Genomic DNA, 23425 nt, shown 5'->3' with positions numbered 1-23425 from the left:
GCTCAGCCCAGCACGAGCGGCAGCGACTTGTAGCCGAGGCTCACCGGGGCGGCCCCCTGGCGCACCGCGGCGCCCTCACCCCGGCCGAGCTCCGGGATGCGCTCCAGGAACGCGTTCAGCGTGATGCGGGCCTCGAGCCGGGCCAGCGGAGCACCCAGGCAGAAGTGCGTGCCGAGCCCGAACCCCAGGTGCTGGGAGTTCGTCGGGCGCTCCGGCCGGAACGAGTCCGGATCCTCGAAGACGGCGGGATCCCGATTGGCCGCGCCATAGACGATGTCCACGATCTCCCCCGCGCCGATCTCCACGTCGCCGATCTTCACCGGCTTCGCCGTCACCCGGGGGAAGCGCTGCACGGGGCTCTCGTAGCGCAGCACCTCCTCGATGATGGGATCGACGAGCGAGCGGTCCTCACGGGCCCGGCGCCAGAGCTCCGGACGGTCCGCGAGCAGGGCCATCATGTTGCCGATGAGGTTGGTGGTCGTCTCGTTGCCAGCGACGAGCAACACCGCGGCGAAGCTGCGGATCTCCGTATCGGAGAGTGCCGCGCCCTCGACCTCGGCCTGCACGAGCGCGGAGATCAAATCCTCAGCGGGCTGCGCGCGGCGCGCGGCGATGATCCGGGCCAGGTAGCCCATCATCTCCTGCATCTTGCGTCCGCGCTCCTCCGCGGACATTCCGGCGTAGCCGATCACGGCCTCCGACCAGAGCTTGAACGACGGATAGTCCTCGTCCGGGACGCCCAGCATTCCGGCGATGACCCGCATCGGCAGGGGAACGGCATACGCCGACATCAGCTCCACGGAGCCCTTCCCCGCCGTGTCGAGCAGCTCGTTCGCGAGGCGGCCAATCCACTCCGAGAGCGAGGCGATGCGCTGCGGGCTGAACGCCTTGCTCACGAGCCGCCGCAGGTGGGTGTGGTGGGGCGGGTCATCGTGCAGGAGCGCGAACTTGGGCATCGTCTTGAACACCGTCGGCGTCTGCGAGGAGAACGTGGCGGGGTCGCGGATGGCGGCGAGGACATCGGCGTGACGGAGCAACGCCCAGGCGTAGAGCGGCTCCGTCCGGCCCGTCAGAGGCCCCGCCGGGAGCCGCAGGTAGCGCACCGGGTTGGGGCCCTGGAAGGCACGGTAGGCCGGGTAGGGATTGGCGATTCCCTCGGGGGTGCTGAGCACATCGGGAGAGAGCGGGACGGGAGCGAGCATGGGGCGCATCTGACCGCAGGCGGCTCCAGCGCGGCAATAGCCGGATGGTCCGCGCAGGGACCCGTCCGGTGAAGCCGCCTGGTCCCGGAGTGGGCTTGCACGCTCGACGGCACGCCCGGGGAGCTACCGCTCACAGCGGTTCCAAGGCCCGTCGGATGTGCGTGAGCACCTGTTTGATTTTTGGGATCTCGGAGAGCGCCTCGGGCACGCTGAAGCGAACCGGACGCTCACGCCCCACCAGCTCCGGCAGCACAGGCACCAGCAGGTCCGTGGGAGTGTCTGGATCGGCCAGCTCGACGCTGGGGATCAGCCCTATCCCCTGCCCCGCGAGGCAACAGGAGCGAATCAGGTGGATGTCCGGCGTGATGAGCGCCGGCTCTACCGTGAAGGTGGCGCCCCGGAGCGTGGGCCAGGTGCGTGCATCCTCTCCCGGAGCTTCCCAGGAGAAGAGCTCATGGTTCTGCAGGTCCTGCAGCGAGCCCGGAGTGCCCCGCCGCTGCAGGTACTCCTTGCTGGCGAGCAGCCCCTCTCGCACGCGCATCACCACGTAGGAGAGCCATGGCCCTCGGGGAGTGTCCTCCCCGAAGTGGATCGCCATGTCCACGCCATCCAGCGGCTCGGCCAGGGGGTTGCTGCTGAAACGAGCGTGGACGCGCAACAGCGGATAGGTGGTCCGCAACAACCCGAAGAGCGGGGCGAGGAGGTGCGGCGGCAGCCCCACGGGCAGCACCAGCCGGAGCACCCCCGAGGGCTCCTGACCCACTTCACGGATGGACGCCAGCAGCGCGCTTGTCTCCTGCATCATGATCCGCCCGCGCTGGGCGAGGACCTCACCGGCCTCGGTCAGGATGATGCCCTGCGCCGTGCTCTTGAGGAGCGGCACGCCGGCGCGCGCCTCGAGCGCCTCGACGCGGCGCCTCAAGGTCGTGCGCGATACACCCAGGGACTCCGCGGCGGCCAGGAATGAGCCCGTCTCCACGACGTCGAGAAAGGCGCGCAACTCTTCGAGATCCATGCTCCTACCTCGCTGCTCCTGGCCGCTGTGAGGGCCGCTGTACAGCGCACGGCCACCGCCTGTCCGTCTTTGGCCATCGGCCGCGCGCCGCTGGGGCTACGAAGGAAGCCGCAGTTCCCAAGGAGGAATGCACCATGCGCACGCCTACGGCCCTCGCCTTCGCTCTCGCTCTGTCCACCCTGCCCGCCCAGGCCAAGGACCCTTCACTCGGCGCGACGACCTACACGGTCTACGAGGCCTGGATGAGTCCCGCCCAGGAGCCCGGAGAGGAGACGGAGGTCCCGAAGCCGCTGGAGAAGAGCCTCGGGTCCACGGCCCCGTCGGTGCTTCGCGAGAACCGCAAGTCGAGGGGCCATGGGCAGCTCCGGTTCGCCAAGGACCTGAGCAAGGCCTATGTCGAGGTCCAGATTCAAGGAGTGAACCCCGCCGACATCCTCATGTTCCACATCCACTGCGGCCCCCCGGGGATCCTCGGCCCCATCATCGTGGACTTCGGCGAGTCCGGGAGCCCGGCGAAGAAGTTCGTCGACGGCAAGTTCTCCGTGGAGCTCACCAACAAGAACGTCGTCTTCGTCAAGGACATGCCGGGCCTGAAGCCCTCGCTGCCCGAGGGCTGCCCCTCCGAGCTGGGACTCCCCGGGCAGGTCAAGACGCTCGCCGGCCTCGAGAGCCTGGCGAGGAAGGGCGTGCTCTATTTCAACCTCCACACCAAGGCGCACACCTACTACGGCGAGATGCGCGGTCAGCTCTACGCCGTTCAGGAGTAGCGGAGCGGAAGCGGGAGCGAGCATGACGCTCATCTGAGCGCACAGCATGCCAGCGCGGCAATACCCGGGAGGCCCGAGCAGGAACCCTCCCGGTGGAGCCGCCTGGCCCTGGCCAAAAGGACCTCCATCAATCGAGAAAGCGGCGCCACCACTTCAGTGCCTCTTCCTCGGTGAAGCCCAGGAAGGAATTGCCGGCGGCCATCCAGGTAACGGGAGATGAGCTCTCCAGCGGTTCGAGCAGCGGCGCGAGAACGTGCGAGAGCTCCCGGTAGGCTGGCAGGGTAAGCCCTTGGACCAAATCACCCGACTCAGGCCACTCCCCGAGCGAAACGACCACACGCTTATCGTTGATCGTCTCGACACGAGTGTTGTCGGAGCGTAACCGCGCTCGGAGACCGTGTGCCCCCCCGAGCTTCTTGAGCACTGGCGGAGCGAAGAAGTTCAGCCAGTGGACACCATCCACGTGGAAGCCCACGTCCTCCTCCCAAAGCCAAGCCGGGCGCAGATCGACACCGGGGTAGCGAAAAGCCGCGGCTCGAAGGGCGTCATCCGTGGACCGCAAAGGCCAGTAGAGCTGAAGATTGAGGCCTACATGCCCCGTGGTGAATTGCAGTTGGGAAGCCATCGTGCGAGCGAGCTCAGCCACACGGGCAGGCCCATGGGCTTCCAGGAACTCGGTGGGGACGGTCGCCGTCAGCAGGCTCACCTTGTTCGAAGCAGGCGTCCGCCAGGGGATGCGTGCTCGATACCGGAAGCTGTAGCCAGTCCGAGCGCCACCTCCATCGAGGAAGAGCTGCGTCTCGTAGCGCCTTTTCTCCACTCGATTCGCGTAGGACTCGCTGTAGTCGTCAGCGAAGCGCCAATGCCGCTCGGGCCGGAGACGGTGTCGGATGGACTTCCATCGGTCCGGTGAAAGCGGTGCCCCCTCGTCGTCATCGACGAAAGCCTCGTTGATGCTCTCAGGGCCTTCCCCCACCATCTGCATGTAGCTATCGAGGGCAAGACTCACACCCGAAGCGACGTCCGGATGATCGTGCGGCAGGAAGAATGCGAGCCGGATGACCTCACGGGCGAGCAGCTCCTCGCGGTCAGCGCCGTCCACGAGAGGGACGCCCACAGGGCGAATTCGAGGATAGGGGTACGTCATTGCGGTAGGCGCGTAATACCCAACTGTGCGAGCAACGCGGCGCCACATCTCCCGGTTGCACCGGAAGAGCGCCTTGCCGCTGACGCACAACATGGCCGCCAGACCACCACTGCGGTCCCGGTTACCCTGTTCCCAGACTGCACTGTTGAAGAGCGTGTATGCCGTGTCCGACACCACCACGCCCGACATCTGCCGGCATCCCTAGTGGAGTGTCTACGGAGCTCTTGGACGTATTCGCGCAGTGGGGAGAGACGACTTCCGGGCGCGAGTTCGCGCAACTGGTCCGATGGTCGGACCAGTTCGAGCCACGTGCGACCGGAAGACCTCCCGCCTCCGGGTTTGTGGCCAGGGGGCCAGAGCTCTCTGGTGCTGTACCTCCGGAGAGCAAGGCATCCAGAAGGACCGGTGCTTTCCGTAGCCCTGACCACTCTCCTGACTATGTCCAAAAACTTCGTGGACACGCCCTAGCCCTGGAGGCGCGGCATCCCATAGGCCCGCAATGGCGAGTCGAGCGCGGTATTCAGCGCGATCTCCAAGCGGAGGGCTGACGCGATGTTCCTGGTGGTGTTCTAGAGCGCGTCGCTCCAGGCCACCTCGGACAGGCCCAGGATGAGGCGGCCCAGCGTCCCATTCGAGACGCCTGCTCGCCACGCGCCCACGCCTCGCGGAGGCGTGCAGGTGCTCGGGGCGCAGGCCTATGACTCGGCGCGTGCCCTCCCGTCCTATCACCGGGTGTGCTCGAGGCGGTGGGCCCTCGGGCCCGCGCGCGAGCACGAGCCCGCGTCCTCCGGCAGCACCACCGGTCACGGCGGTTAGTGGTAGCCCTGCCATACGCCCGTAGGAAGCCACACAGCTCCCGTGAGCGCATAGCGCCTCTTGACCTGGATGACGCCCCACCGCTTCAGGTGGACGTCTCCTCGGCCCCTCCACACCCGCGGTCCCGTCAGGTGCCCTGACGGCGTCGCGTTGCGCGAGGAGTTGCGGCGGGGATGTTCCGCCCATCCCCATCAATGGACGCTCCACGTCCGACGGTTCGGTGGATTGAATCCACCTGCCTCGGACGACGCCCTGCAGCCGCGGTGCGCTCACGCTGACTGCCTGACGGATGGCCTTCACCGGCTGCGGACCGGCGGCCAATAGCCGCGCCATTCCCTCGGGCGCGGCAACCCGTGTCCGCACCATGGCGGACCCGACACCGGGTGAGAGTCCCTTCTTCACCTGCGGGGACTCATATCTCCGGGCCTGCCTCGGAGGCTGTGCCTCCTGACCCGGTGGGGACCGTTGAAGCCCGGTCCCCGTTACGACAGGCGGGGTGTCCGCGCGGCTGACCGCGAGGCCCGCGATGAGCGTCCCCCGTACTCGGGCGGAACGCTGCGCTGGCTCCGGCTCCCACTCACGCACCGAGGCCTGGTGCGGGAGAGCCGTGCCCTTTCCGGACTTCCCGGCGGTGTCGTGCCGGTGCCGGCTCAGCTCCTCCAACTGGAGGGTGAGGGAATCAATCGAATCGTCCAGCTGGCCGCACCCGGAGGCCGACACGACGAGCAGCAGCGACACCAGCAGGACACTCGTCCCGCCGGGCCGCCCTACCGCCCTCGCTCTGTCGGCCACGCCTCTCATGCGCCTCGTCCGGTGCTACTCAGGTGACCAGCAAATCCGACCATGTGTTACCGCGACTGTCGGGAAGCGCAATTCTTCGGCCGGTGAAGCCCCCAGGGCCCGCCCCTGCCCGCTACCCTCCGCCGCAACTCGCTACATCCCGCAACTGGAGAGCACAGCATGGACATCAAGGCAGCGGTGGCGTTCGAACCCGGCAAGCCCCTGCGCATCGAGACGGTTCACCTCGAAGGTCCCAAGGCCGGCGAGGTCCTCATCGAGCTGAAGGCCACGGGCATCTGCCACACCGACGAGTACACCCTCTCGGGCAAGGACCCCGAGGGCCTCTTCCCCTGCATCCTCGGCCACGAGGGCGCGGGCGTGGTGGTGGACGTCGGGCCCGGCGTCACCTCGCTGAAGAAGGGCGACCACGTCATCCCGCTCTACACCCCCGAGTGCCGGCAATGTAAGTCCTGCCTGTCGCGCAAGACGAACCTCTGCACCGCCATCCGCGCCACCCAGGGCAAGGGACTCATGCCCGATGGCACCAGCCGTTTCCGGATCGGCAAGGACCCCATCCACCACTACATGGGCACGTCCACCTTCGCGAGCCACACGGTGCTCCCAGAGATCGCCGTGGCGAAGATTCGCGAGGACGCCCCCTTCGACAAGGTCTGTTACATCGGCTGCGGGGTGACCACCGGTATCGGCGCCGTCATCTACACCGCCAAGGTGGAGGCGGGCGCCCGGGTGGTCGTCTTCGGGCTGGGCGGCATTGGCCTCAACGTGGTGCAGGCCTGCCGCATGGTGGGCGCGGACCAGATTGTCGGCGTGGACATCAACCCCTCCCGTCGCGCCATGGCCGAGAAGTTCGGCCTCACCCACTTCGTCAATCCGAAGGAGGTGGGCGCGGACCTGGTGCCCTACCTCGTCAACCTCACCGGAGGCGGCGCCGACTACAGCTTCGAGTGCATCGGCAACGTGCAGACCATGCGGCAGGCGCTCGAGTGCTGCCACCGCGGCTGGGGCGAGAGCATCGTCATCGGCGTGGCCGCGGCGGGGCAGGAGATCAGCACCCGTCCCTTCCAGCTCGTCACCGGGCGCGTGTGGAAGGGCAGTGCCTTCGGCGGTGCCCGCGGCCGCACCGACGTGCCCCGCATCGTCGACTGGTACATGGACGGGAAGATTCAGATCGACCCGCTCATCACTCACACCCTGCCCCTGGAGCGCATCAACGAGGGCTTCGACCTGATGCACCGGGGCGAGTCCATCCGCGCCGTGGTGAGGTACTCGTGATGGATGCAGTCCTCCGGCTCGCCTCCGAGCACCGCTGCTTCGGAGGCACCGTCGCCTTCTACCGCCACGACTCGGCGGTGTGTGGCGGCGAGATGCGCTTCTCCGTCTATGTGCCCCCGCAGGCCCAGGCGGGCAAGGTGCCCGTGCTCTACTTCCTCTCGGGCCTTACCTGCACCGAGGAGACCTTCCAGATCAAAGCCGGTGCGCAACGGCTCGCCGCGGAGCTGGGGCTGATGCTCGTGGTCCCCGACACCAGCCCGCGCGACACCGGCATCCCGAATGAGAACGCCGACTGGGAGGTGGGCACCGCCGCCGGCTTCTACGTGGATGCCACGCAGCAGCCCTGGGCCTCACGCTTCCGGATGTTCAGCTACGTCACCCGCGAGCTGCCGGAGCTCATCGGGAAGAACTTCCCCGCCCGTATGGACCGCGAGGGCATCTTCGGCCACTCCATGGGAGGACATGGCGCCCTCGTCTGCGCCTTGCGCCAGCCCGGCCGCTACCGCTCCGTCTCCGCCTTCGCCCCCATCTGCGCGCCCATGCGCGTCCCCTGGGGAAAGAAGGCCTTCACCACCTACTTCGGGCCCGACACCGAGGCCTGGAAGGAGTGGGACTCCCTCGAGCTCATCCGCTCCGGGCGCTCGCGCCTCCCGCCCCTGCTCGTGGACCAGGGCACGCGCGACAAGTTCCTCGTGGAGCAGCTCAAACCCGAGCTCCTCCGCGAGGCCTGCGACCAGGCGGGGCAGCCCCTGACGCTCCGTTCCCAGGACGGGTACGACCACGGCTACTACTTCGTCTCGACCTTCATCGCGGACCACCTGCGCCACCACGCCGTGGCTCTAACCTCCTGAAATAATAGAGGGCACGTGCCTCCTCGCCGGACGGACTTCCGGCGAGGCGCTCGTGGGTCCCGAGGCTGCACAAGAGGGCCAGGAGGCACCTACTCCAGGGAGGGCTGACAGGGAGTCACACCGGGAAGTCTGAAGGGGGTCCGTTTGTCCGTGGGAACCCAACGGAACGAAAGGACTGAGCTTGAAGCGTTTGCTGAAACTTGCCCCCTTCGCATTGCTGCTGCCCACCCTGGCCACCGCTTCCACCGTGTGGACGGGGGATTTCGAGACGGGCAACACCTCACAATGGGATCGCGCGCAGACTGTCTCCTCGAGCCGCTTGCAGGTGGTCGACTCGACCGTGCGAGAGGGCCGCTACGCGCTGAAGACCATCGTCCGCCAGGGCGATGATCCCATCAACGCCAGCGGCAACCGCAACGAGCTGGTCTACATGGACCGTGAGCCGGCTGGCTCCGAGTTCTTCTACAAGTGGAGCACGCTCTTCCCGAGCAGCTTCCCACGCTCCCCCAAGTGGCAGATCTTCACCCAGTGGCACCACGAAGGAAACGGTGGCTCTCCGCCGCTCGAGTTCTACGTGGTGGATGATCAGCTGCGCCTGCGCGTGGGCGGTAGCAGCGGGAATATCGTCTGGCGGGCCCCGCTCCAGCGCGAGCTCTGGAACGACTTCATCCTGCACGTGAAGTGGTCCCCGGATCCGAAGGTCGGCTTCGTCGAGCTGTACCACAATGGCAAGGTCGTCCTGCCCCTGACGAAGGTGGCCACGCAGTACGCGGGCCAGCTCAACTACCTCAAGCTCGGCCTCTACCGCGATGCGTCCATCGCCCCAGAGGGTGTGGTCTTCCACGACGGCTTCATCCAGGCCACCCAGCTGGAGGACGTCCTACCCGCTCCCGTCGTCGCCACCCCGGAGCCGCAGCCGGCTCCCGAGGGCACGCCGGATGATGGCGCCTCCGGCGAGGGAGATCCCCCTCCTGAGCAGCCCGAGCAGCCCGAGCAGCCCATTGCGCAGATGCCCCCGGACTCCGTCCCGGGCACGGGCGGCCTCGTCCCCGATGACGCGACGCTCGCAGGCACGGCGATGCCTCCCGGGGGCTGCGGTGCCTCCTCGACCGGTGGCGTGCCCCTGCTGGCCGCCGTCGGGCTGGCCCTGGCCACCCTGTTGCGCCGGCGCAAGGCCACACCCGCCCACGCTCGCCGTTCGCGGCGTCGCTGAGCACCCGGGTGGGGTCTGCGTACCCCACCCGGCGCCTCAGAGCTTTTCCCACCGCCATTGAAGCCCACGGGCGGGCGGATGAAGATCCGTCTGTCGGGGACAACTCCAGTTCCCCGGCACCGCCGCGTCCCCCACGCGGCGTCCCCCTGAAGCGGTGCCGAGAGACATGAAGCCCCTGGCAGTGGTGCGGCCCGAGCCCGGCTCGACCTTTGTAGACCTCCTGCGGAGGAGGGCACAGCAGCAGCCCTCGCGCCGCGTCTTCACCCTCCTGGAAGATGGAGAGACGGAGACCCGGCACCTGGACTTCGCGGGATTGGACCGGCAAGCCCGGGCCATTGCCTCCGCGCTCCAGCAGTCCGCCGCGGCCGGGGAGCGGGCCCTGCTCCTCTACCCCTTCGGGCTGGACTACGTCGCCGCCTTCTTCGGAGCGCTGTACGCCGGAGTCGTGGCCGTGCCGGTGTATCCGCCGGACCCCACGCGCCTGCACCGCACGCTGCCGCGGCTGCGCGCCATTGCCCAGGACGCCCAGGCCACCCTGGTGCTCACCACCAGCGCCATCCGCGACCTGGTGGACGGACTCACCAGCCACGCGCCAGAGCTCGCCAGTCTGCGCTGGGTGGCCACCGATGCCCTGGAGCCGGGCGCTGAGCAGCCGTGGCGGCCTCCCGAGGTGACGCCCAGCACGCTCGCCTTCATCCAGTACACCTCGGGCTCCACCGCCGTCCCCAAGGGCGTGCTGCTCACGCACGGCAACCTGCTCCACAACTCGGCCATCATCCAGCGGGCCTTCGGCGGAACGGAGGACTCCGTCGGCGTGAGCTGGCTGCCGATGTACCACGACATGGGGCTCATCGGCTGCGTGCTGCAACCGGTGTACGCCGGCTTCCCCATCGTCCTGCTACCGCCCGAGTCCTTTCTGCAGAAGCCGGTGCGCTGGCTGCAAGCCATCTCCCGCTACCGAGGCACCCATAGCGGCGGGCCCAACTTCGCCTTCGACCTGTGCGCGCGCAAGGTGACGCCGGAGCAGCGCGAGGGGCTGGACCTGAGCAGTTGGAGCTACGCCTTCAACGCCGCCGAGCCCGTGCGCCCCGACACCCTGGAGCGCTTCACCCGCGCCTTTGCATCCCGCGGCTTCCGCCCGGACATGCTGCGTCCTCTCTACGGGCTGGCCGAGGCCACGCTCATGGTGACAGGTGGCTTCCAGGGCACGCGCCGCTCGGTGCGCACGGTGGACGGCGCGGCGCTGGAGTCCTGGTGGGTCGTCGAGCTGCCCGAGGGCACTCCGGGCTCGCGGCGCACGGTGGGCCTGGGCCGCCCGTGGCTGGACGTGCAAGTCGTCATCGTGGACCCCATCACGCGCACGCGCTGCTCCTCGGACCGAGTGGGGGAGATCTGGGTCTCGGGCCCCAGCGTTGCCCAGGGCTACTGGAACCGCCCCGAGGAGACGGAGCACACCTTCCGCGCCTTGCGCGCCGACACGGGCGACGGCCCCTGGCTGCGCACCGGAGACCTGGGTTTCCTCCAGGAAGGCGAGCTGTTCTTCGCCGGCCGCATCAAGGACCTGGTCATCATCCGGGGCCGCAACCACTACCCGCAGGACCTCGAGCGCACCGTCGAGGAGAGCCACCCCGCGCTGCGCCCCGGCTGTAGCGCCGCCTTCTCCATCGACTCCGGACAGGAGGAGCGACTCGTCGTCGTCCAGGAGGTCCACCGCGACCGAGAGGGTGACAGCCTCGAGGACATCACCCACGCCGCCCGGCAGTCCGTCACCGCCGCTCACGGCATCCACCTGGACACGCTGGTGCTGGTGCGCCACGGCACCATGCCCAAGACGTCCAGCGGCAAGATTCAGCGCAACGCCTGCAAGCAGGACTTCCTCGCGGGCACACTCGAGGTGCTTCACACGGCCCGGCTCGCGCCTCCCCGCGCCGAGCCCACCGACGCGAGCCCCTCAGCCTTCCTGCGCGAGCAGCTCGCCCGCTTCATCGGCATCGCCCCCGAGGCGGTGGATCCACGGCGCACCCTGGCGGAGCTCGGGCTGGACTCCATGCGCCAGCTCGAGCTGCAGCAACTGCTGGAGAGCCGGTACGGACTCGCGCTGCGGATGGAGGAGCTGCTGAGCCATCCGCTCGGACAGCTTCTGGAGGAGTTGGGCACGCGCAAGCCGCGCGCGGAGTCGGGCCCCTTCTCCATCGCCTGGGACGTGGCCCGCGATGCCCCCGCCCTCTGGCGCTACCTGCGCAAGGCCGAGCCCTGGGTGGCCGAGGAGCTGGAGCGGATGAAGCGGGACATCCCCGTGCCGCCCACCAACGGCACCTTCGACACCGAGGGCTACTTCCGCCCGCAGGGCCACTTCCGCTCCTTCTACCGGCGAGGCCCCGGCGAGAGCGTACTGGCCATCAAGGGCGCCGAGGTGCGGTGCGAGGATCAGATCGGCTTCTTCCAGCTCCTCCAGCAGCGGCTCTTCGAGCGCTTCGCGAAGCACTCGGTGACGAACACGCTGGAGTACTTCCTCATCCAGGAGCGCAAGGTGCCCGGCGCCGTCACGCTGCCCGAGGCGCTCAACGAAGCGCAGCGCGCCGCCGAGCTACAGGGCCGCTTCCTCGAGGAGTTCCACGAGCCCGGAGGGCTGCCCCTGCCCCTGCTGGTGGTGCGCTGGTCCGAGGAGGTGGTGGCGCGCTTCCGCTCCCGGCTGTTGCCGCTGCTGTCCGGCTTCACGCTCACCATCGCCCAGAACGAGCTGCGCGACGGGCTGGCCTGCTACGTCTACTGGTTTCCCAAGGCGCCCTTCCCGCGCGTGAGTCATTTCGCCGGCACACTCGCCCAGGAGAGCCAGCGCACCGGCTCCGGCGGCTTCTCCAACACGCGCCTCGTCTACGCCACCCTCAAGCACAACCTGGACCCCGAGGCCGTCGTCGACTCCTGGGTGCGGCTCACCGCGCGCTTGCTGCTGCTCGGCTACTTCCCCAGCGACATCCAGCACTTCAAGAACGGGCAGTGCATCGAGCCGCAGAACGTGCTCCTCAACGGCACCTTCGCGGACCTGGACTCCGTCATCCCCATGCGCCAGCTCGGAGGAGATCGCGAGTTCTACGCCAGCTTCCTCGCCATGCTGAACCTGCTGGCGCACACCGTCCGCGTCTTCCTCACCGCCGAGAGCAACGGCACCACCACGCTGCCCAGTCCTTTCCCCCACCAGTTCCAGCGGCCCGACTTCTTGGAGATGCTCTCCGTCCTCCACATCTGGGAGCGGCTGAAGGTGCACTTGCGCGAGCAGCGCCACGGCCTGCGCGGCACGCTGGACCCCAGGCTGGAGGAGCTCGTCTCGTCCAACCTGTCCTTCCCCGTGCTCTTCGAGAAGGTGCTGTTCTCGCTCTACTACGCCGGCCCCACCCTGCCCGAGAGCGCCGTGCACCTGCTGTCCGTCGCCGATGTCTACAACGACGTAGGCTCCGAGGAGCGTCAGCCCGCTCGCAAGGTGGAGTACAGCGCGAAGCTCTCCGTAGACGCCGCCGCACTCGCCACCCTGCCCCGCGCCTTCCTGGAGCAGCTGCGGCTCACGCCCCGCGAGTTCATCCGCGACTGCCTCCACGGGGAGGCCTCGCTGGTCAGCGTGTACGAGACGTTCCTCGGCCGCATCGGCCTCATCGTACTGCCGCTGGAGGACGCCGCCCTCTACGTGGACAAGCAGCGCACCGTGGATGCCGTCGTCCGGGGACTCGAGGAGGCCGCACGCCTGGGCGCCGATACCGTGTCCCTCACTGGACTGGTGCCCTCGGCCACGGACTACGGACACGCCCTCCAGGACGCCATCGCCGGCCGCTCTGGCCTGCCCCGCTTCACCACCGGCCACGCCACCACCGCCGCCTGCTTCGTGATGATGGTGGAGCAGGTGCTGCGCGCCGGGGGGCGAAGGATGGAGGACGAGCATGTAACGCTCCTCGGCGCCGGCTCCATCGGCACCGCCATTCTGCGCCTGCTGCTGCGGACGCTGCCCCACCCGCGCGGCCTGCGGCTGTGCGACGTCCCCGCCAAGCGCGAGCACCTGCTGCACCTCACCGAGGAGCTGATGACGGAGCTGGGCTTCCGGGGGAAGGTGGAGGTGACGTGCATCTCCGGCAACACCGCGCCCGATGAGGTGTACGAGGCCTCCGTCATCCTCAGCGCCACCAGCGCCGCCAACCTGCTCGACGTGGACAGGCTGCGGCCCGGGACGCTCGTGGTGGATGACTCAGCGCCCCACTGCTTCGACCCGCGCCGCGCCATCCGCCGCTTCCAGGAGCGCCGCGATGTCCTCTTCACCGAGGCCGGTGCCATCCGCAGCCACAGGCCCGTCGGAGAGATTCGGGAGATCACCTTCGCCACCGGCTGGGACCACAAAATCCGCGCCGCGCTCAAGCTGCTCCACCCCATCGACGACACGCTCATGGGCTGCGTCTTCTCCAGCATCCTCAGCTCCCGCTTCGAGGATGCTCCCTGCCTCGTGGGCACGCCGACGCCGAGGGACCTCGACCTGCACTACCGCAAGCTGCGCGAGCTGCGGTTCGAAGCGGCACGGCTGTATGTGGAGGACTACGTGCTCGACGAGGACCTGGTGGGCATGTTCCGCGCACGGTTCGGCAGGGGAGCCCGGTAGGAACCCACCCGGGCCCGGGCCCGGGCCTCCGAAAGCAACCCCGCCAGGGTCTCGTGTCCCATCGGCGTCTCCGCCATCACCCGCTCCTGGACGCGGAAGAGGAGCGTGGCCACCTCCAGCAGCAGCGGGCGCAGATGCTTGCCCAACAGCAGTGAGCTGGCCCCCACGCCACAGCCCAGCAGGAACGAGGATAGATCGAGCTTCACGGAGACACCTCCCGGAGTGGCACGCCCCACCTCCACCCGTGACCCTGACCCCTTCTAGGTGGAGCCGCTTACCCCACGGCGCAAGGTGTCACGCCACCTACCCTCTTGTACCGGCGGACGGCGCGCCCCTCCCTCGTCCACTTGCACCCGGGAAGACTCGTGCCTAGGTGCTCACGGCCCCATCAACAAGGCCGCGCGGCGACGGTATCCTCCGGGCCCGCTGACTGACTCGGAGGAGCCCCATGATCGCAAGCCTGCTGCTGCTGCTGCTCACGCAGAGTCCATCCACCCCCGGCGAGACAATGGCGGGGTGTCTATGCGAGGAGCAGATAGCCGATGAGGCCGTGAAGCTCGTGGACAAGATCACGGCGCATATCAGGGGGGCGGAGGAGGTCGTCCGCAAGGGGGATGATGCAGCACAGGCTGCGGCCTCGGACTGTTCCGAGCCCAAGGAGTGCACGGGGCAGAACCACCACGTCATCTCCCGGCCCATCGCCAAGGCGTTGGAGAAGCACAAGACGCTCAAGGGCCAGTACAAGCCACGCGACGAACGCTTCGTCACCCGGGCCGTGGATGAGCAAGCCCATTGCGGCTACCAGCAGTGGCACCGCGACGTGGACGCCGAAGTCATCAAATGGCTCGAGGAGAACGGCGAAGCGACCGCAAAGGAGTTCGAGGCCTTTCTCCGGCTCATCTACAACCGGCCCGACATGCGTGCGAGGTTCCCCAATGGTTTCTGAGCCGGCTGCTTCCCTGCCCTTCTTCGTCCTGGAGAAGGGCGCGCTCTGGTCCCGTTACGATGTCGACGTCGAAACGCTCGAGCCCGTCAACCTCGGAGAGGCGCCTGACTGCCCGCGGTGCGGTGGTGCGATAGGGATGCTGCCGTGGCTGCCCCCCTATCGTGTCGAGCTGGTACTGCACGGAGAGGAACTCGGGGACTTCCTCAAGCCCTCGGGGCATGACCTGCTCGTCTCCGAGCGGTTCGCCCGGGCCTTCCAGGAGGAAGGACTGACGGGGCTGGAGGGCTTCCACCCGGTGGAGGTGGTCCGGGTGCGCCGCAAGCGGCGCGGTCCCAAGCCCGCCCACGTCCCCCACTACCTCGTCGTCAGGACCCGCTTGAGCCGTACGGCCGTGGACCTGGCGCGCAGCCGCATCGTCTACGCCGACAACCCGCCCACGTGCGAGGACTGTCGCGAGGCGACCAAGAACGCCATCTACGGCTACACCCTGGAGGCGGACACCTGGCGCGGAGAGGACATCTTCCGTCCCCGAGGACTGTATGGACGCGTGACCGTCTCCGAGCGCTTCGCCCGTTTCGTCGAGCGCCACGGCTTCACCAACATGGTGCTGACGCCCACCGAGCAGCTCGTGTGGGACCCGGCGGAACTCGGGCCGCCGGGCCCGAAGCAACACCCCGTCTGAGTCATGCCCCGCTTCACCCGGGCGGACTCGTGCCCAGGAGCCCGTGAACCCTCATGCACCCCGAATTCGGGTGGAAATGCCGTCACTCGTTGACGTCAACGAGTGACCGTCCCCTATTTCGGACTCCCTGCCCGGAAAGCAGACGGTTCTGGAACCGCTCCATCGCGCAACCGTCCGAAAACAGGGACCGCCCATCCTGGCACGTGGCTTGCCATGGCCGAGGGCAGCCGCACTCCAGCGGCTCCACCCAGAGGGGGGAAGTACCATGGCAGTGATTCAGGCAGTTGGCACCGACATGACGCTCGAGCAGATCCGCGACACCATCAACTCGCTGATCCAGCAGGGGAACACCGCCGCGCACCAGATCGGCACGCTCTACAACCACGTCGTGGACCGGAAGCTGGCGGAGCTGGCCGGCCACAAGAGCGCCCAGGAGTACTTCAGCAAGAACGTGAAGGCGCTCTCGCAGTCCACCCTGACCGTGTACGGCACCGTGGCCCGCAACTTCCCGGAGGCCATCTGCACGCATTTCGGCGTGTACACCCTGCGCGCCCTGCTCCGCTACGTGGAGGCGACCGGCATCGTGCTGGACAGGGGCAACCCGGGCGCCATGCTCATCGACGTGCCACAGGATGACGGCAAGGTGGTGAACAAGCCCTTCGCCGAGTGCAGCGTGGACGAGGTGGAGCGGGCCACGAAGGCCAAGAAGACCCCGGCCCCGGTGCGTGTCCCCGTGCCGGACCGGGCGCGCCTGCTCTTCTTCGAGGACAGCCTCTTCCGCAACTTCGATGGGGTGGCCCCGGTCCGCCTCAGCTCGCGCACCCAGGACGGCAAGACGCTGCTGAGCGTGCAGGACGTGCCGGTGTCCGAGGTGGCGCGGCTCCTCAAGGCGCTCCAGGAGGGCATGAACGCGGAGCCCACCCTGGCCGCGAAGTAGAAGCACCCATCCGCATGAGCTGAAGCACCCGGGCAGGGAGGGATGCCGACCAGACATGGCCGGTGTTCCCTCCCTGCTTCTTTTCGTGCCCGCCAGGGACGCGGCGCGACGGGAGCGTCGTCCTCAGCTCGACCTCGAACAGCCCCGGGTCGAGCTGCAGGCTGACCACCGTGACGCCCTCTGGCAGCGCCTCCAGCCGCTCGAGAATCCGCGCCGCCACCGGCTGGACGCCGGAGAGAATCCGGAGTTTCGGCGTCTCACCATCAATCTTGTACAAGCGCGCGATCCGATAGCTCCCCGTCTCCGCCGCGAAGCGCAGCTCGGAGATGCTCAGGTGTATCTGCCGGTCGAAGGGGCCTCGCGTCGTCTTCACGTCGATGAAAACCTTCGGTGTGCCGTCAAGCCACCTGGCCGAATGCACTTCATAGTCGTACGCCGAGCGTGCATGAGTCTCCGAAATCCACGTGAAGTCCCCCTCCTCGTGGCCCATGGAGGCAAGCCACGCCCCGAAGAGCTCTTCTCCTCGCTGACCGGTCTCCTCGGCGGCGAGGAGTTGTCGGCGCAGGGCCTCGGATGAGAGGGGGGCGAGCCGGCCGGAGCGCCGGGCTTCGGTGGGCGCAGGAGCGCCCGTGCCAAAGAGCGCATCCCAGGGAATCAAAGAATTTCAGCTCCGAGACCTGCTCATGACTGCCTGGGCACGTCGTCCAGAAAGATGCCCCACTCGAGCAGCCCGGCATCCTCGCGCCGAGGGGAGACCTCCGCCTCCGTCCGCGCCACAAACAACTCCGACACGACCGCCTTCGCTCCATAGGAGTCCTCGCGCAGAGCCCGCCGGCACGCCTGGAGGTCGGTGTGCCCGTCGACAGCTCCACGCCCCTTCCCTTTCCAACAACCTCACACGGGAGCACGAGAATGTGAGGGAGAGCGCCTGCGGGCAAAGCGAACCGCCGCGCGCCTGCTGGGCCCGGGCCAACAAGGCGGGTAGACATACCGCACCTCTCAACGAGCCATGAGGCTTGGGAACTGGAGACTCGCGGCAGCACAGGAAAGCATGGACGGGCCCGTCAACGAGATGAGCAGCAAGGGCGGCCTCTCCCCCTCCTCAATCGTTGACGTCAACGAGCATCGCACATAAACCTACATCACTCATTGACGTCAACGAGTGCGGGGCACATCCAGGTGCTTTCGCGCATGACGGTCCAACTCGTCTCGGCGCGCTGAGCTGACAGCCCCCGCGTTGCTCGCACGGGCTCACACCACACACTTCCTGTGAAGGTCCGGCTTGGGTACCAGACCTGGGAATCCGGATGCATCCACCCGTCTTTTCCCGGCTGTCCGGAGTCGTCGGAGGTGGCCCTCAGAATGGGAGTCCCCCAACCGGAGGTGCTGATGACGTCCATACTGCTGGCGCTGCTGCTCGCCCTGGCTCTGCTGTCCACCGGCTGCGCGTCGCTGACGCCACCGCCCGGCCGGGGGACACACCTGCGCTACACGCCACACGAGGCCGCCCCGCCCGCCTGGGCACAAGGCCCGGGTGAGCCATCCGCGCCCGAGCCCGAGGGCCCGCAGCGGCTGCACCGCCGCCAGGGCGCAAGGGAGACAGTGACGGCGGTGGGCCCTGGCGGCGCGGAGGAGACGGCATGGCAGAGCGCCCTGGCGGCCCACCTGGCGTTTCGCAAGGGCGTCAGTGAGCTGTCCGGCTCCACCCGCCGCATCTCCGGCGAGCTCTCCAGACTCAAGGCCAGCCACCTGGGCATCGCTGGCGCGGGCAACGGCATCTTCGTCCGCTACGTCGATCATGGCGTAGCTCAGGTGCGGTGGATTGAATCCGAGCTGGCCGCCGCCTCGGAGTTGGCCACCGCCGCCTCGGAGGTGGAGGACCCGGACATGCAGCTCGCCCTGCTGCGCCTCGCTGGCCCACGGCTGGAGGTCGCCATGATGGGCTCCTAGCCGTATGGGTTGACTTCCTCAACCTCACCGACGCCGCGCTCTCCCGGCACCTCTATGACGTGGAGACGCTGTTCGTGAAGTTGGAGCGCTGGCAGAAGATGATGGAGCCCTCCATGGAGGCGCTCTCATCCCTGGAGCCAGAGCAGGTGGAGGCAGCGGCGCACGACGTCCCCGCCCTGGTAGGCCACCTCACCGGCGAGTTCGCCGCACTCCTCGAGGCCGTGCACAAGGGGGCGAAAGTCCTCGAGACGGCGCTGGTGCTGAAGGAGTCCATTGAGGCGCTCACCCTATTGTCGGCGCTGAGGTTTTCGCTCCCCGCCATGCGCCCGTCCGCTCCCGCCATGCTCGGCGTGGGCCTCATGGTGGGCCCCAACGGCGTGATGATTGGCACGCGGATTGTGGTGTCCGCCGAGTGGGTGGAGATGATGCGCCAGTTGGTGCGCGCGGGCGTCCTCTCCCTGCCCGCCGTCAGCGCCGCTGTGCGGATTCAGGCCGGCCACGTGATGATGGCTCAGGGACACGGCGACCTCCCACGGGGTGTGCGCGACGCGCTCGGTGATGCGCCCGAGGTGCGGGCCATGCGCGTGACGGGCAAAACGGGCGCCGGTATGGCCGAGCCCCCACGTGACCACGTCATGCCGAAGGAGTTCCGCGAGTGGTTCGAGAGGCGCGGCTTCACCGGCAAGATGAGCATCGAGTGGTTCTGCGTCACGTTGCAGCAGGCTCACCACCAGGCAATTCACGGTGGTGGAAACTGGAAGCTGGGGCGCAAGTGGCCCGGTGAATGGAACCGGATGCTCATGGAGGCGCTGCTTGAAGCCGAGACAACGACCGGTCGGATGTTGACACGGAGCGAGGTCCTGGGAACAGTCGCGAAGCGCATGATGGACTACGACATCCCGATGAACTTCATCCGCTGTCGTGGGAAATGAGCGACGGGCGTGCTTGGGAGGGCAACATCAAAGCGCGCCTGTATGAGCGGGTCCGCGGGCGCGGCTACGACTCGCTCACCGCCTTCGCCGAGGCACGCCCCACCGCCTCGCTGTTGGAACTGGCGGACGAGCTTGGCCCGGATGACATCGCGGCAGTGCAGGTGTTCAGCGGGTTGGTGGCAGAGGCGGAGCGGAGCCGCAGGATCACGCGTTTGGTGCGCGGGCAACTCGTGCGCGAACTGGCTGAAGCACTCCCCAACGGCTGGCCGGCCGTGCTTGACGACGCAAACCGCCTCAAGGTTGCCGTGGCGCTCGCCCATTGGGGGGCCTACACCCCAGAAACACATGAACAGCGCGTCGACAAAGTCGGAGATGCACTCCTCGCCACGCCACCGCCTCCCGGATGGCTCCCGCTCGGCCCCGACGACGAGCTGCTGCTCACCCTCCTGCCCGACGAAGAGGCTTGACCCCCTGCGCCTCCAGGGCAGAGGCCGCCTGACGTGACAGGACGCGGGCGAGCCGCGTCCATAGCATCTGGTGCCCGCTACGGGGGAAACGTCACGTTGCCGAGGGTGCTAGCGGCGAACGAGCATCTCGACACCATCGAGGATGCGCGACAACCCGAAGTCGAATTCGGCGGACTCGCTGGCCTCGTCGTCACCCGGCTCGAAGGCGCCGGCGGCGGAGAGCTCGGCCAGCGCGGGGAAGCGCTCGGCGTCGATCAACCTGGCCAGTGTCCGCCCGTACCAGGCCTGCATCTCCCGGCTGTTCCAGTCCTGGTGCTCTTTCGCCTGCGACAGGCTCAGGTGGAGCTGCGCCTCGCCGCGGACGTAATGGAGGATCAGCATGCACGCCGCCAGCTTCTCATGCGGGCTCAGACCGATACCGGCCATGGTGCCAAGGCCGCAGTCGAGCCAGGCGAGCTGGCCCGGCTCCAACGGTGGCCGGCCAGGGGTGATCTGCAGGATCCAGGGGTGTCGGTAGTAGAGGGCCCGCAGTTCCCGGGCCCAGCGCTCCAGCCCGCCGCGCCAACCGTGGACGGCAAGCTCGATGTCGGGTGGTTCTCCCGGCGCGGTGTCCATCATGAAGACCAGAAGGTCGTCCTTGCTCGCGACGTGCCGGTAGAGCGACATGGTGGCGCAACCGAGCCGTTCGGCGAGGCGGGCCATCGACAGCGCTTGTAGGCCCTCGGCGTCGGCCAGTTCGATGGCCGCGGCGACGATGCGCTCCAAGCTGAGCGCCGGTTGGGGTCCGCGCGAGCGCCGGTCGGCCCGCTTCCAGAGCACCTCCAGGCTGCGCGGGAGCTTGTCGTCGATCTCGTTGCTCATCCTCACCTCCGTTCCCGTGCATGCAGATACAACATCGCCCATTCGCGTGCAGCGCACGCATTGCGTATCTCGTACGCATTGCGTATATTATACGCAGATACCGCCGAGACCCCCTGCTGCCGAGCAAGCAGGTGCGTTTCCGGGTGCCACGACCCGACTGGAGCCACTCATGAGGACGACGACCGACTTGCCGGATGTACAGCCGCGGCCCACCAGTACCGCTGCCTCGACAGGCCGAACCCTGGGGCGGAAGTGGTGGCAACGCCCCTGGATCGCTCCGCTGGCGATCATCTCGATCCTCTTCGTGGCGTTCTCGCTGCCACCTTATCTGTCACTGAACCCAGAACGTTCCCGGGTACCGCAGCCGGATGACTTTGCGGCGCATTACCCGTTCCTGGTCGTGCACGTGGTCTTCGGCGCGGTGGCGCTGCTGACCACCTGGTTGCAGGTGTGGCCATGGTTCCGCCAGCGTCATCCGGTTGCCCACCGGCTCATCGGCCGGGTGTACGTCTTCGGTGGGGTGCTCCCCGCCGGACTCACGGGCCTGGTGATCGGCGTGTTCACTCCCTTCGGCCCGGTGGCCCGAATGAGTACCGTCCTGCTGTCGCTGCTCTGGCTGAGCTTCACGGTCATCGGGTACCGGAGGGCGCGGCAGCGCCGGTATGTCGAGCATCGTCGGTGGATGATCCGCAGCTTCGCGCTCACCGCGTCGACCATCACCAACCGGCTCTGGGGGGTACTCGCGTACCTCGTCCTTGCGCCGCAGTTGGAGACGACCTTCGAGGGCAGCGAGAAGATGCTCTCCTGGACCATCGCTGGCCTGACCACCTGGCTGGGTTGGGTGGTGCCGCTGCTCATCGCCGAGTGGTGGTTGGAGCGCGGTGAGTCCGCCAGGCACGGCGCCCGGCTCCCGGCCACCCTCGCCCCACCCTCCCTGGGGCCGGCGTGAGCAAAAACCAACGGGCCCTTCCCGCCTTGCAGGGGGAAGGGCCCGGAGTCATCTCAGGTGAGGGAGACTACGGATAGCAGGCGCTCCAGTTGGAGAGGGCCGCGCGGATGGGCTCGCGCAGAGGCTCGACCTTGGAGTTGGTGAAGGTGCTGTCCGCCGCGGCCTTGTTGCTGGCTCCGTTGATGAAGATGCCCCACACGTAGTTCTGCGTGACGGGCACGCCGAGAGTGCACCGGGGGACCTCCGCCGCGCCGGCCACCGAGCGGTACTCCAGGCACGAGCCGCTGCCGCACAGCGTGTAGCCGCCAGCCTTGTAGTGGGTGATGAGGCGGCTCTTGTACTGGCTGCGGGCGCTGGCGCTCAACCCGAGGCTCGCCCCCTCCTGGTCCACCAGCGTCATCAGCGCGCTGCGGATGCCGGTGAAGTCACCCGCCTGCTCGGGCATGCGCTGGTACAGGGCGGTGCGGCTGGAGGCGGAGAGCAGCGTGCCGTTGGCGATGCCCTCGTACATGCGGCCGGCATCCGCCAGCGTGAGCACGTTGGCCACCGGGCCACCGCAGCCCGGGTAGTGGTTGAGCTGGGTGGAGGCCATGCCCACGGTATCGGCCGTCTGGTTGATGGGAGCGAAACCAAACTCGTCAATCACCGCGCGGGTGCGCTGGTTGTCGGAGAACTCGAGCATCCGGTAGATGGCGTCTCCCAGCGTCTCCGAGCCGGTGACGGTGCTGGTGGGGCAGCTCCCGCTGGCGGGCGGCGCGTAGACGTTGACGAGCTGGTTCAGGCTCGCGCGGCCAGCGTCCACCTCTCGCATGGCGTGCAGGGCGATGAGCGCCTTGATGGTGCTGGCGGGCTCGAAGGCGCGGGTGTCCTGGAGAGCCGCCTGTACGGAGCCTCCCACCTGCTTGAGGTAGTGGCCCGTGGCGCCATCCGTCCCGTCGCGCATCAGCTCGCCGATGCGCGTGGTGGCCGCGTTCGAGTTATTGACCATGACGGCCGCGAACCTGCGCACGCCACCCGACCAGTACGTCTTCACATCCAGCAGCCGCGCACCATTCTGCGACAGCTTGTCGCCGAGCTGCGACGAGGTGACGCCGTAGTACCACCACCAGCCGATGCCCGGGTTCTGCTCCATGATGACGTTGAACGTGGAGCCGCTGGCGTCCGCGGGTTCGATGTTGGTCAGGAACGCGTTGTTCTGAGAGAGGTAGCTGGAGAGCTGGCTACCGGTGACGCCGTAGTACCACCACCACGCCCGCGCGTCGGAGCCGGTATTGGGAATCATCACCGCCGCGTAGCGCGTGCCGGCGCTGGTGGAGTAGCTCTCGAAGTCCACCAGCCGCGCGTTGTTCTGCTGGAGGGCGGTGCTGATCTGCGCCGGGGTGGCGCCGTAGTACCACCACCATCCCTTGGCATCGGCGCCGGTGTTGCTGATCATCACCGCCGCGAAGTACGTCGTCCCATTGAGCTCATAGGGAGACAGGCTGACGAGGCGCGCGTTGTTGGTGCTGAGGTACGAGGAGAGCTGGCTGCCCGTCACGCCGTGGTACCACCACCAGCCCTTGGCGTAGCTGCCGCTGTTCTTCACCATGGCCACGGTGAAGCGCAGGGGAGACTCCTGCTCCACCTGGAGGCTGACGAGGCGGGCGCCATTGGCGCTGAGCAGGTCCGAGACCTGCTCGGGAGTCTGGCCGTAGTACCACCATGCGGCGGTAGGCGTGGTGTTGAGCGACTCGCCCAGTGCGGCGTCCTCGCGCTGAGCCGGCTCGGCCGCGGCGGAGGTGTCGATGCCCTCCATGGGCTCGACAGGGCCGCATGCGGAGGAGAAGGTCACGCCGGCCAGGGCCAGCGCGGAGAGCAGTCGGGAACGAAGGTTGAACATGATTTGGCTCCTGCCGGGATGGAGCTCCCGGCGGCATTTGCGGTTGCGCTGGAGCCTGATTGCAGCGCGCGTGCCGAGGCTCGAAGCCCTGTCGAGACATGG

At 67.9% G+C, this 23425-nt stretch carries 20 protein-coding genes; 13 read left to right on the top strand and 7 right to left on the bottom strand.

Annotated elements, in window-relative coordinates; genetic code table 11:
• Positions 1 to 2 precede the first annotated feature (2 nt).
• A complete protein-coding gene (locus tag OV287_RS07145) occupies positions 3 to 1202 on the bottom strand; it encodes a cytochrome P450 (protein WP_267533234.1) in 1200 nt (399 codons plus the stop codon).
• Positions 1203 to 1332: 130 nt separating this feature from the next.
• Positions 1333 to 2217: a LysR family transcriptional regulator gene (locus OV287_RS07140; protein ID WP_267533233.1), complete on the bottom strand. Its 885-nt coding sequence runs from the start codon at positions 2215 to 2217 to the stop codon at positions 1333 to 1335.
• A gap of 134 nt (positions 2218 to 2351) precedes the next feature.
• Here OV287_RS07140 and OV287_RS07135 point away from each other — a divergent pair, with 134 nt between their 5' ends.
• A complete protein-coding gene (locus OV287_RS07135; protein ID WP_267533232.1) occupies positions 2352 to 2984 on the top strand; it encodes a CHRD domain-containing protein in 633 nt (210 codons plus the stop codon).
• Between the two features lie 127 nt (positions 2985 to 3111).
• Here OV287_RS07135 and OV287_RS07130 read toward each other — a convergent pair whose 3' ends face one another.
• Positions 3112 to 4101 carry a type VI immunity family protein gene (locus OV287_RS07130; RefSeq protein WP_267533231.1) on the bottom strand — a complete coding sequence of 330 codons (990 nt, stop codon included), beginning with the start codon at positions 4099 to 4101 and terminating at the stop codon, positions 3112 to 3114.
• 639 nt (positions 4102 to 4740) lie between these two features.
• Here OV287_RS07130 and OV287_RS07125 point away from each other — a divergent pair.
• From OV287_RS07125 to OV287_RS07105, 5 genes are all read left to right on the top strand, one after another.
• Positions 4741 to 4947, top strand: a complete 207-nt coding sequence (locus OV287_RS07125) for a hypothetical protein (RefSeq protein WP_267533230.1) — start codon at positions 4741 to 4743, stop codon at positions 4945 to 4947.
• A 960-nt stretch (positions 4948 to 5907) separates the two neighbouring features.
• Positions 5908 to 7020, top strand: coding sequence for an S-(hydroxymethyl)glutathione dehydrogenase/class III alcohol dehydrogenase (locus OV287_RS07120; RefSeq protein ID WP_267533229.1), 1113 nt, complete (start codon positions 5908 to 5910; stop codon positions 7018 to 7020).
• Positions 7020 to 7871, top strand: a complete 852-nt coding sequence (gene fghA / locus OV287_RS07115; protein WP_267533228.1) for an S-formylglutathione hydrolase — start codon at positions 7020 to 7022, stop codon at positions 7869 to 7871. The genes OV287_RS07120 and fghA overlap by 1 nt, the downstream gene beginning before the upstream one ends.
• Before the next feature lie 181 nt (positions 7872 to 8052).
• On the top strand, positions 8053 to 9084 hold the full coding sequence (locus tag OV287_RS07110) for a polysaccharide lyase family 20 protein (RefSeq protein ID WP_267533227.1): 1032 nt from the start codon (positions 8053 to 8055) through the stop codon (positions 9082 to 9084).
• Positions 9085 to 9250: 166 nt separating this feature from the next.
• A complete protein-coding gene (locus OV287_RS07105) occupies positions 9251 to 13720 on the top strand; it encodes an AMP-binding protein (RefSeq protein ID WP_267533226.1) in 4470 nt (1489 codons plus the stop codon).
• Here OV287_RS07105 and OV287_RS07100 read toward each other — a convergent pair.
• Complete coding sequence (locus OV287_RS07100; RefSeq protein WP_267533225.1) at positions 13657 to 13926, bottom strand: hypothetical protein; 270 nt, start codon at positions 13924 to 13926, stop codon at positions 13657 to 13659. The two genes, OV287_RS07105 and OV287_RS07100, sit on opposite strands and share 64 nt — an antisense overlap.
• 242 nt (positions 13927 to 14168) lie before the next feature.
• Here OV287_RS07100 and OV287_RS07095 point away from each other — a divergent pair, with 242 nt between their 5' ends.
• From OV287_RS07095 to OV287_RS07085, 3 genes are all read left to right on the top strand, one after another.
• Complete coding sequence (locus tag OV287_RS07095) at positions 14169 to 14666, top strand: Wall-associated protein precursor (RefSeq protein ID WP_267533224.1); 498 nt, start codon at positions 14169 to 14171, stop codon at positions 14664 to 14666.
• Entirely contained in the window at positions 14656 to 15348 is a 693-nt protein-coding gene (locus tag OV287_RS07090; RefSeq protein ID WP_267533223.1) for an imm11 family protein, read from the top strand. The genes OV287_RS07095 and OV287_RS07090 overlap by 11 nt, the downstream gene beginning before the upstream one ends.
• Positions 15349 to 15613: 265 nt before the next feature.
• Positions 15614 to 16285 carry a hypothetical protein gene (locus OV287_RS07085; protein WP_267533222.1) on the top strand — a complete coding sequence of 224 codons (672 nt, stop codon included), beginning with the start codon at positions 15614 to 15616 and terminating at the stop codon, positions 16283 to 16285.
• Here the strand turns inward: OV287_RS07085 and OV287_RS07080 are convergent.
• Entirely contained in the window at positions 16233 to 16943 is a 711-nt protein-coding gene (locus OV287_RS07080; RefSeq protein WP_267533221.1) for a DUF3883 domain-containing protein, read from the bottom strand. The two genes, OV287_RS07085 and OV287_RS07080, sit on opposite strands and share 53 nt — an antisense overlap.
• A gap of 731 nt (positions 16944 to 17674) precedes the next feature.
• On the opposite strand from OV287_RS07080, the gene OV287_RS56190 reads away from it, so the two are divergent.
• The 3 genes from OV287_RS56190 to OV287_RS07070 all read left to right on the top strand — a co-directional run bounded on the left by OV287_RS56190 (position 17675) and on the right by OV287_RS07070 (position 19634).
• Positions 17675 to 18235, top strand: coding sequence for a hypothetical protein (locus OV287_RS56190; protein ID WP_308809550.1), 561 nt, complete (start codon positions 17675 to 17677; stop codon positions 18233 to 18235).
• Between the two features lie 74 nt (positions 18236 to 18309).
• Complete coding sequence (locus tag OV287_RS56185) at positions 18310 to 19167, top strand: hypothetical protein (RefSeq protein ID WP_308809549.1); 858 nt, start codon at positions 18310 to 18312, stop codon at positions 19165 to 19167.
• The gene (locus OV287_RS07070; protein ID WP_267533220.1) at positions 19164 to 19634 is read left to right on the top strand and encodes an NUDIX hydrolase; all 471 of its coding nucleotides are present in this window, start codon (positions 19164 to 19166) and stop codon (positions 19632 to 19634) included. The genes OV287_RS56185 and OV287_RS07070 overlap by 4 nt, the downstream gene beginning before the upstream one ends.
• Positions 19635 to 19742: 108 nt before the next feature.
• Here OV287_RS07070 and OV287_RS07065 read toward each other — a convergent pair whose 3' ends face one another.
• On the bottom strand, positions 19743 to 20495 hold the full coding sequence (locus OV287_RS07065) for a TetR/AcrR family transcriptional regulator (protein WP_267533219.1): 753 nt from the start codon (positions 20493 to 20495) through the stop codon (positions 19743 to 19745).
• A gap of 169 nt (positions 20496 to 20664) precedes the next feature.
• Between OV287_RS07065 and OV287_RS07060 the strand changes: the two genes are divergently transcribed.
• Positions 20665 to 21444 carry a DUF2306 domain-containing protein gene (locus tag OV287_RS07060; RefSeq protein WP_267533218.1) on the top strand — a complete coding sequence of 260 codons (780 nt, stop codon included), beginning with the start codon at positions 20665 to 20667 and terminating at the stop codon, positions 21442 to 21444.
• 67 nt (positions 21445 to 21511) lie between these two features.
• Here the strand turns inward: OV287_RS07060 and OV287_RS07055 are convergent, their stop codons facing one another.
• Entirely contained in the window at positions 21512 to 23323 is a 1812-nt protein-coding gene (locus tag OV287_RS07055) for a serine hydrolase (protein ID WP_267533217.1), read from the bottom strand.
• Positions 23324 to 23425 lie beyond the last annotated feature (102 nt).

Source organism: Archangium lansingense (genome assembly GCF_026626635.1).
GTDB classification, from domain to species: Bacteria; Myxococcota; Myxococcia; order Myxococcales; family Myxococcaceae; genus Archangium; species Archangium lansingense.
The sequence above is the reverse complement of the archived record's forward strand: the minus strand, read 5'-3'. Positions and strand labels throughout refer to the sequence as shown.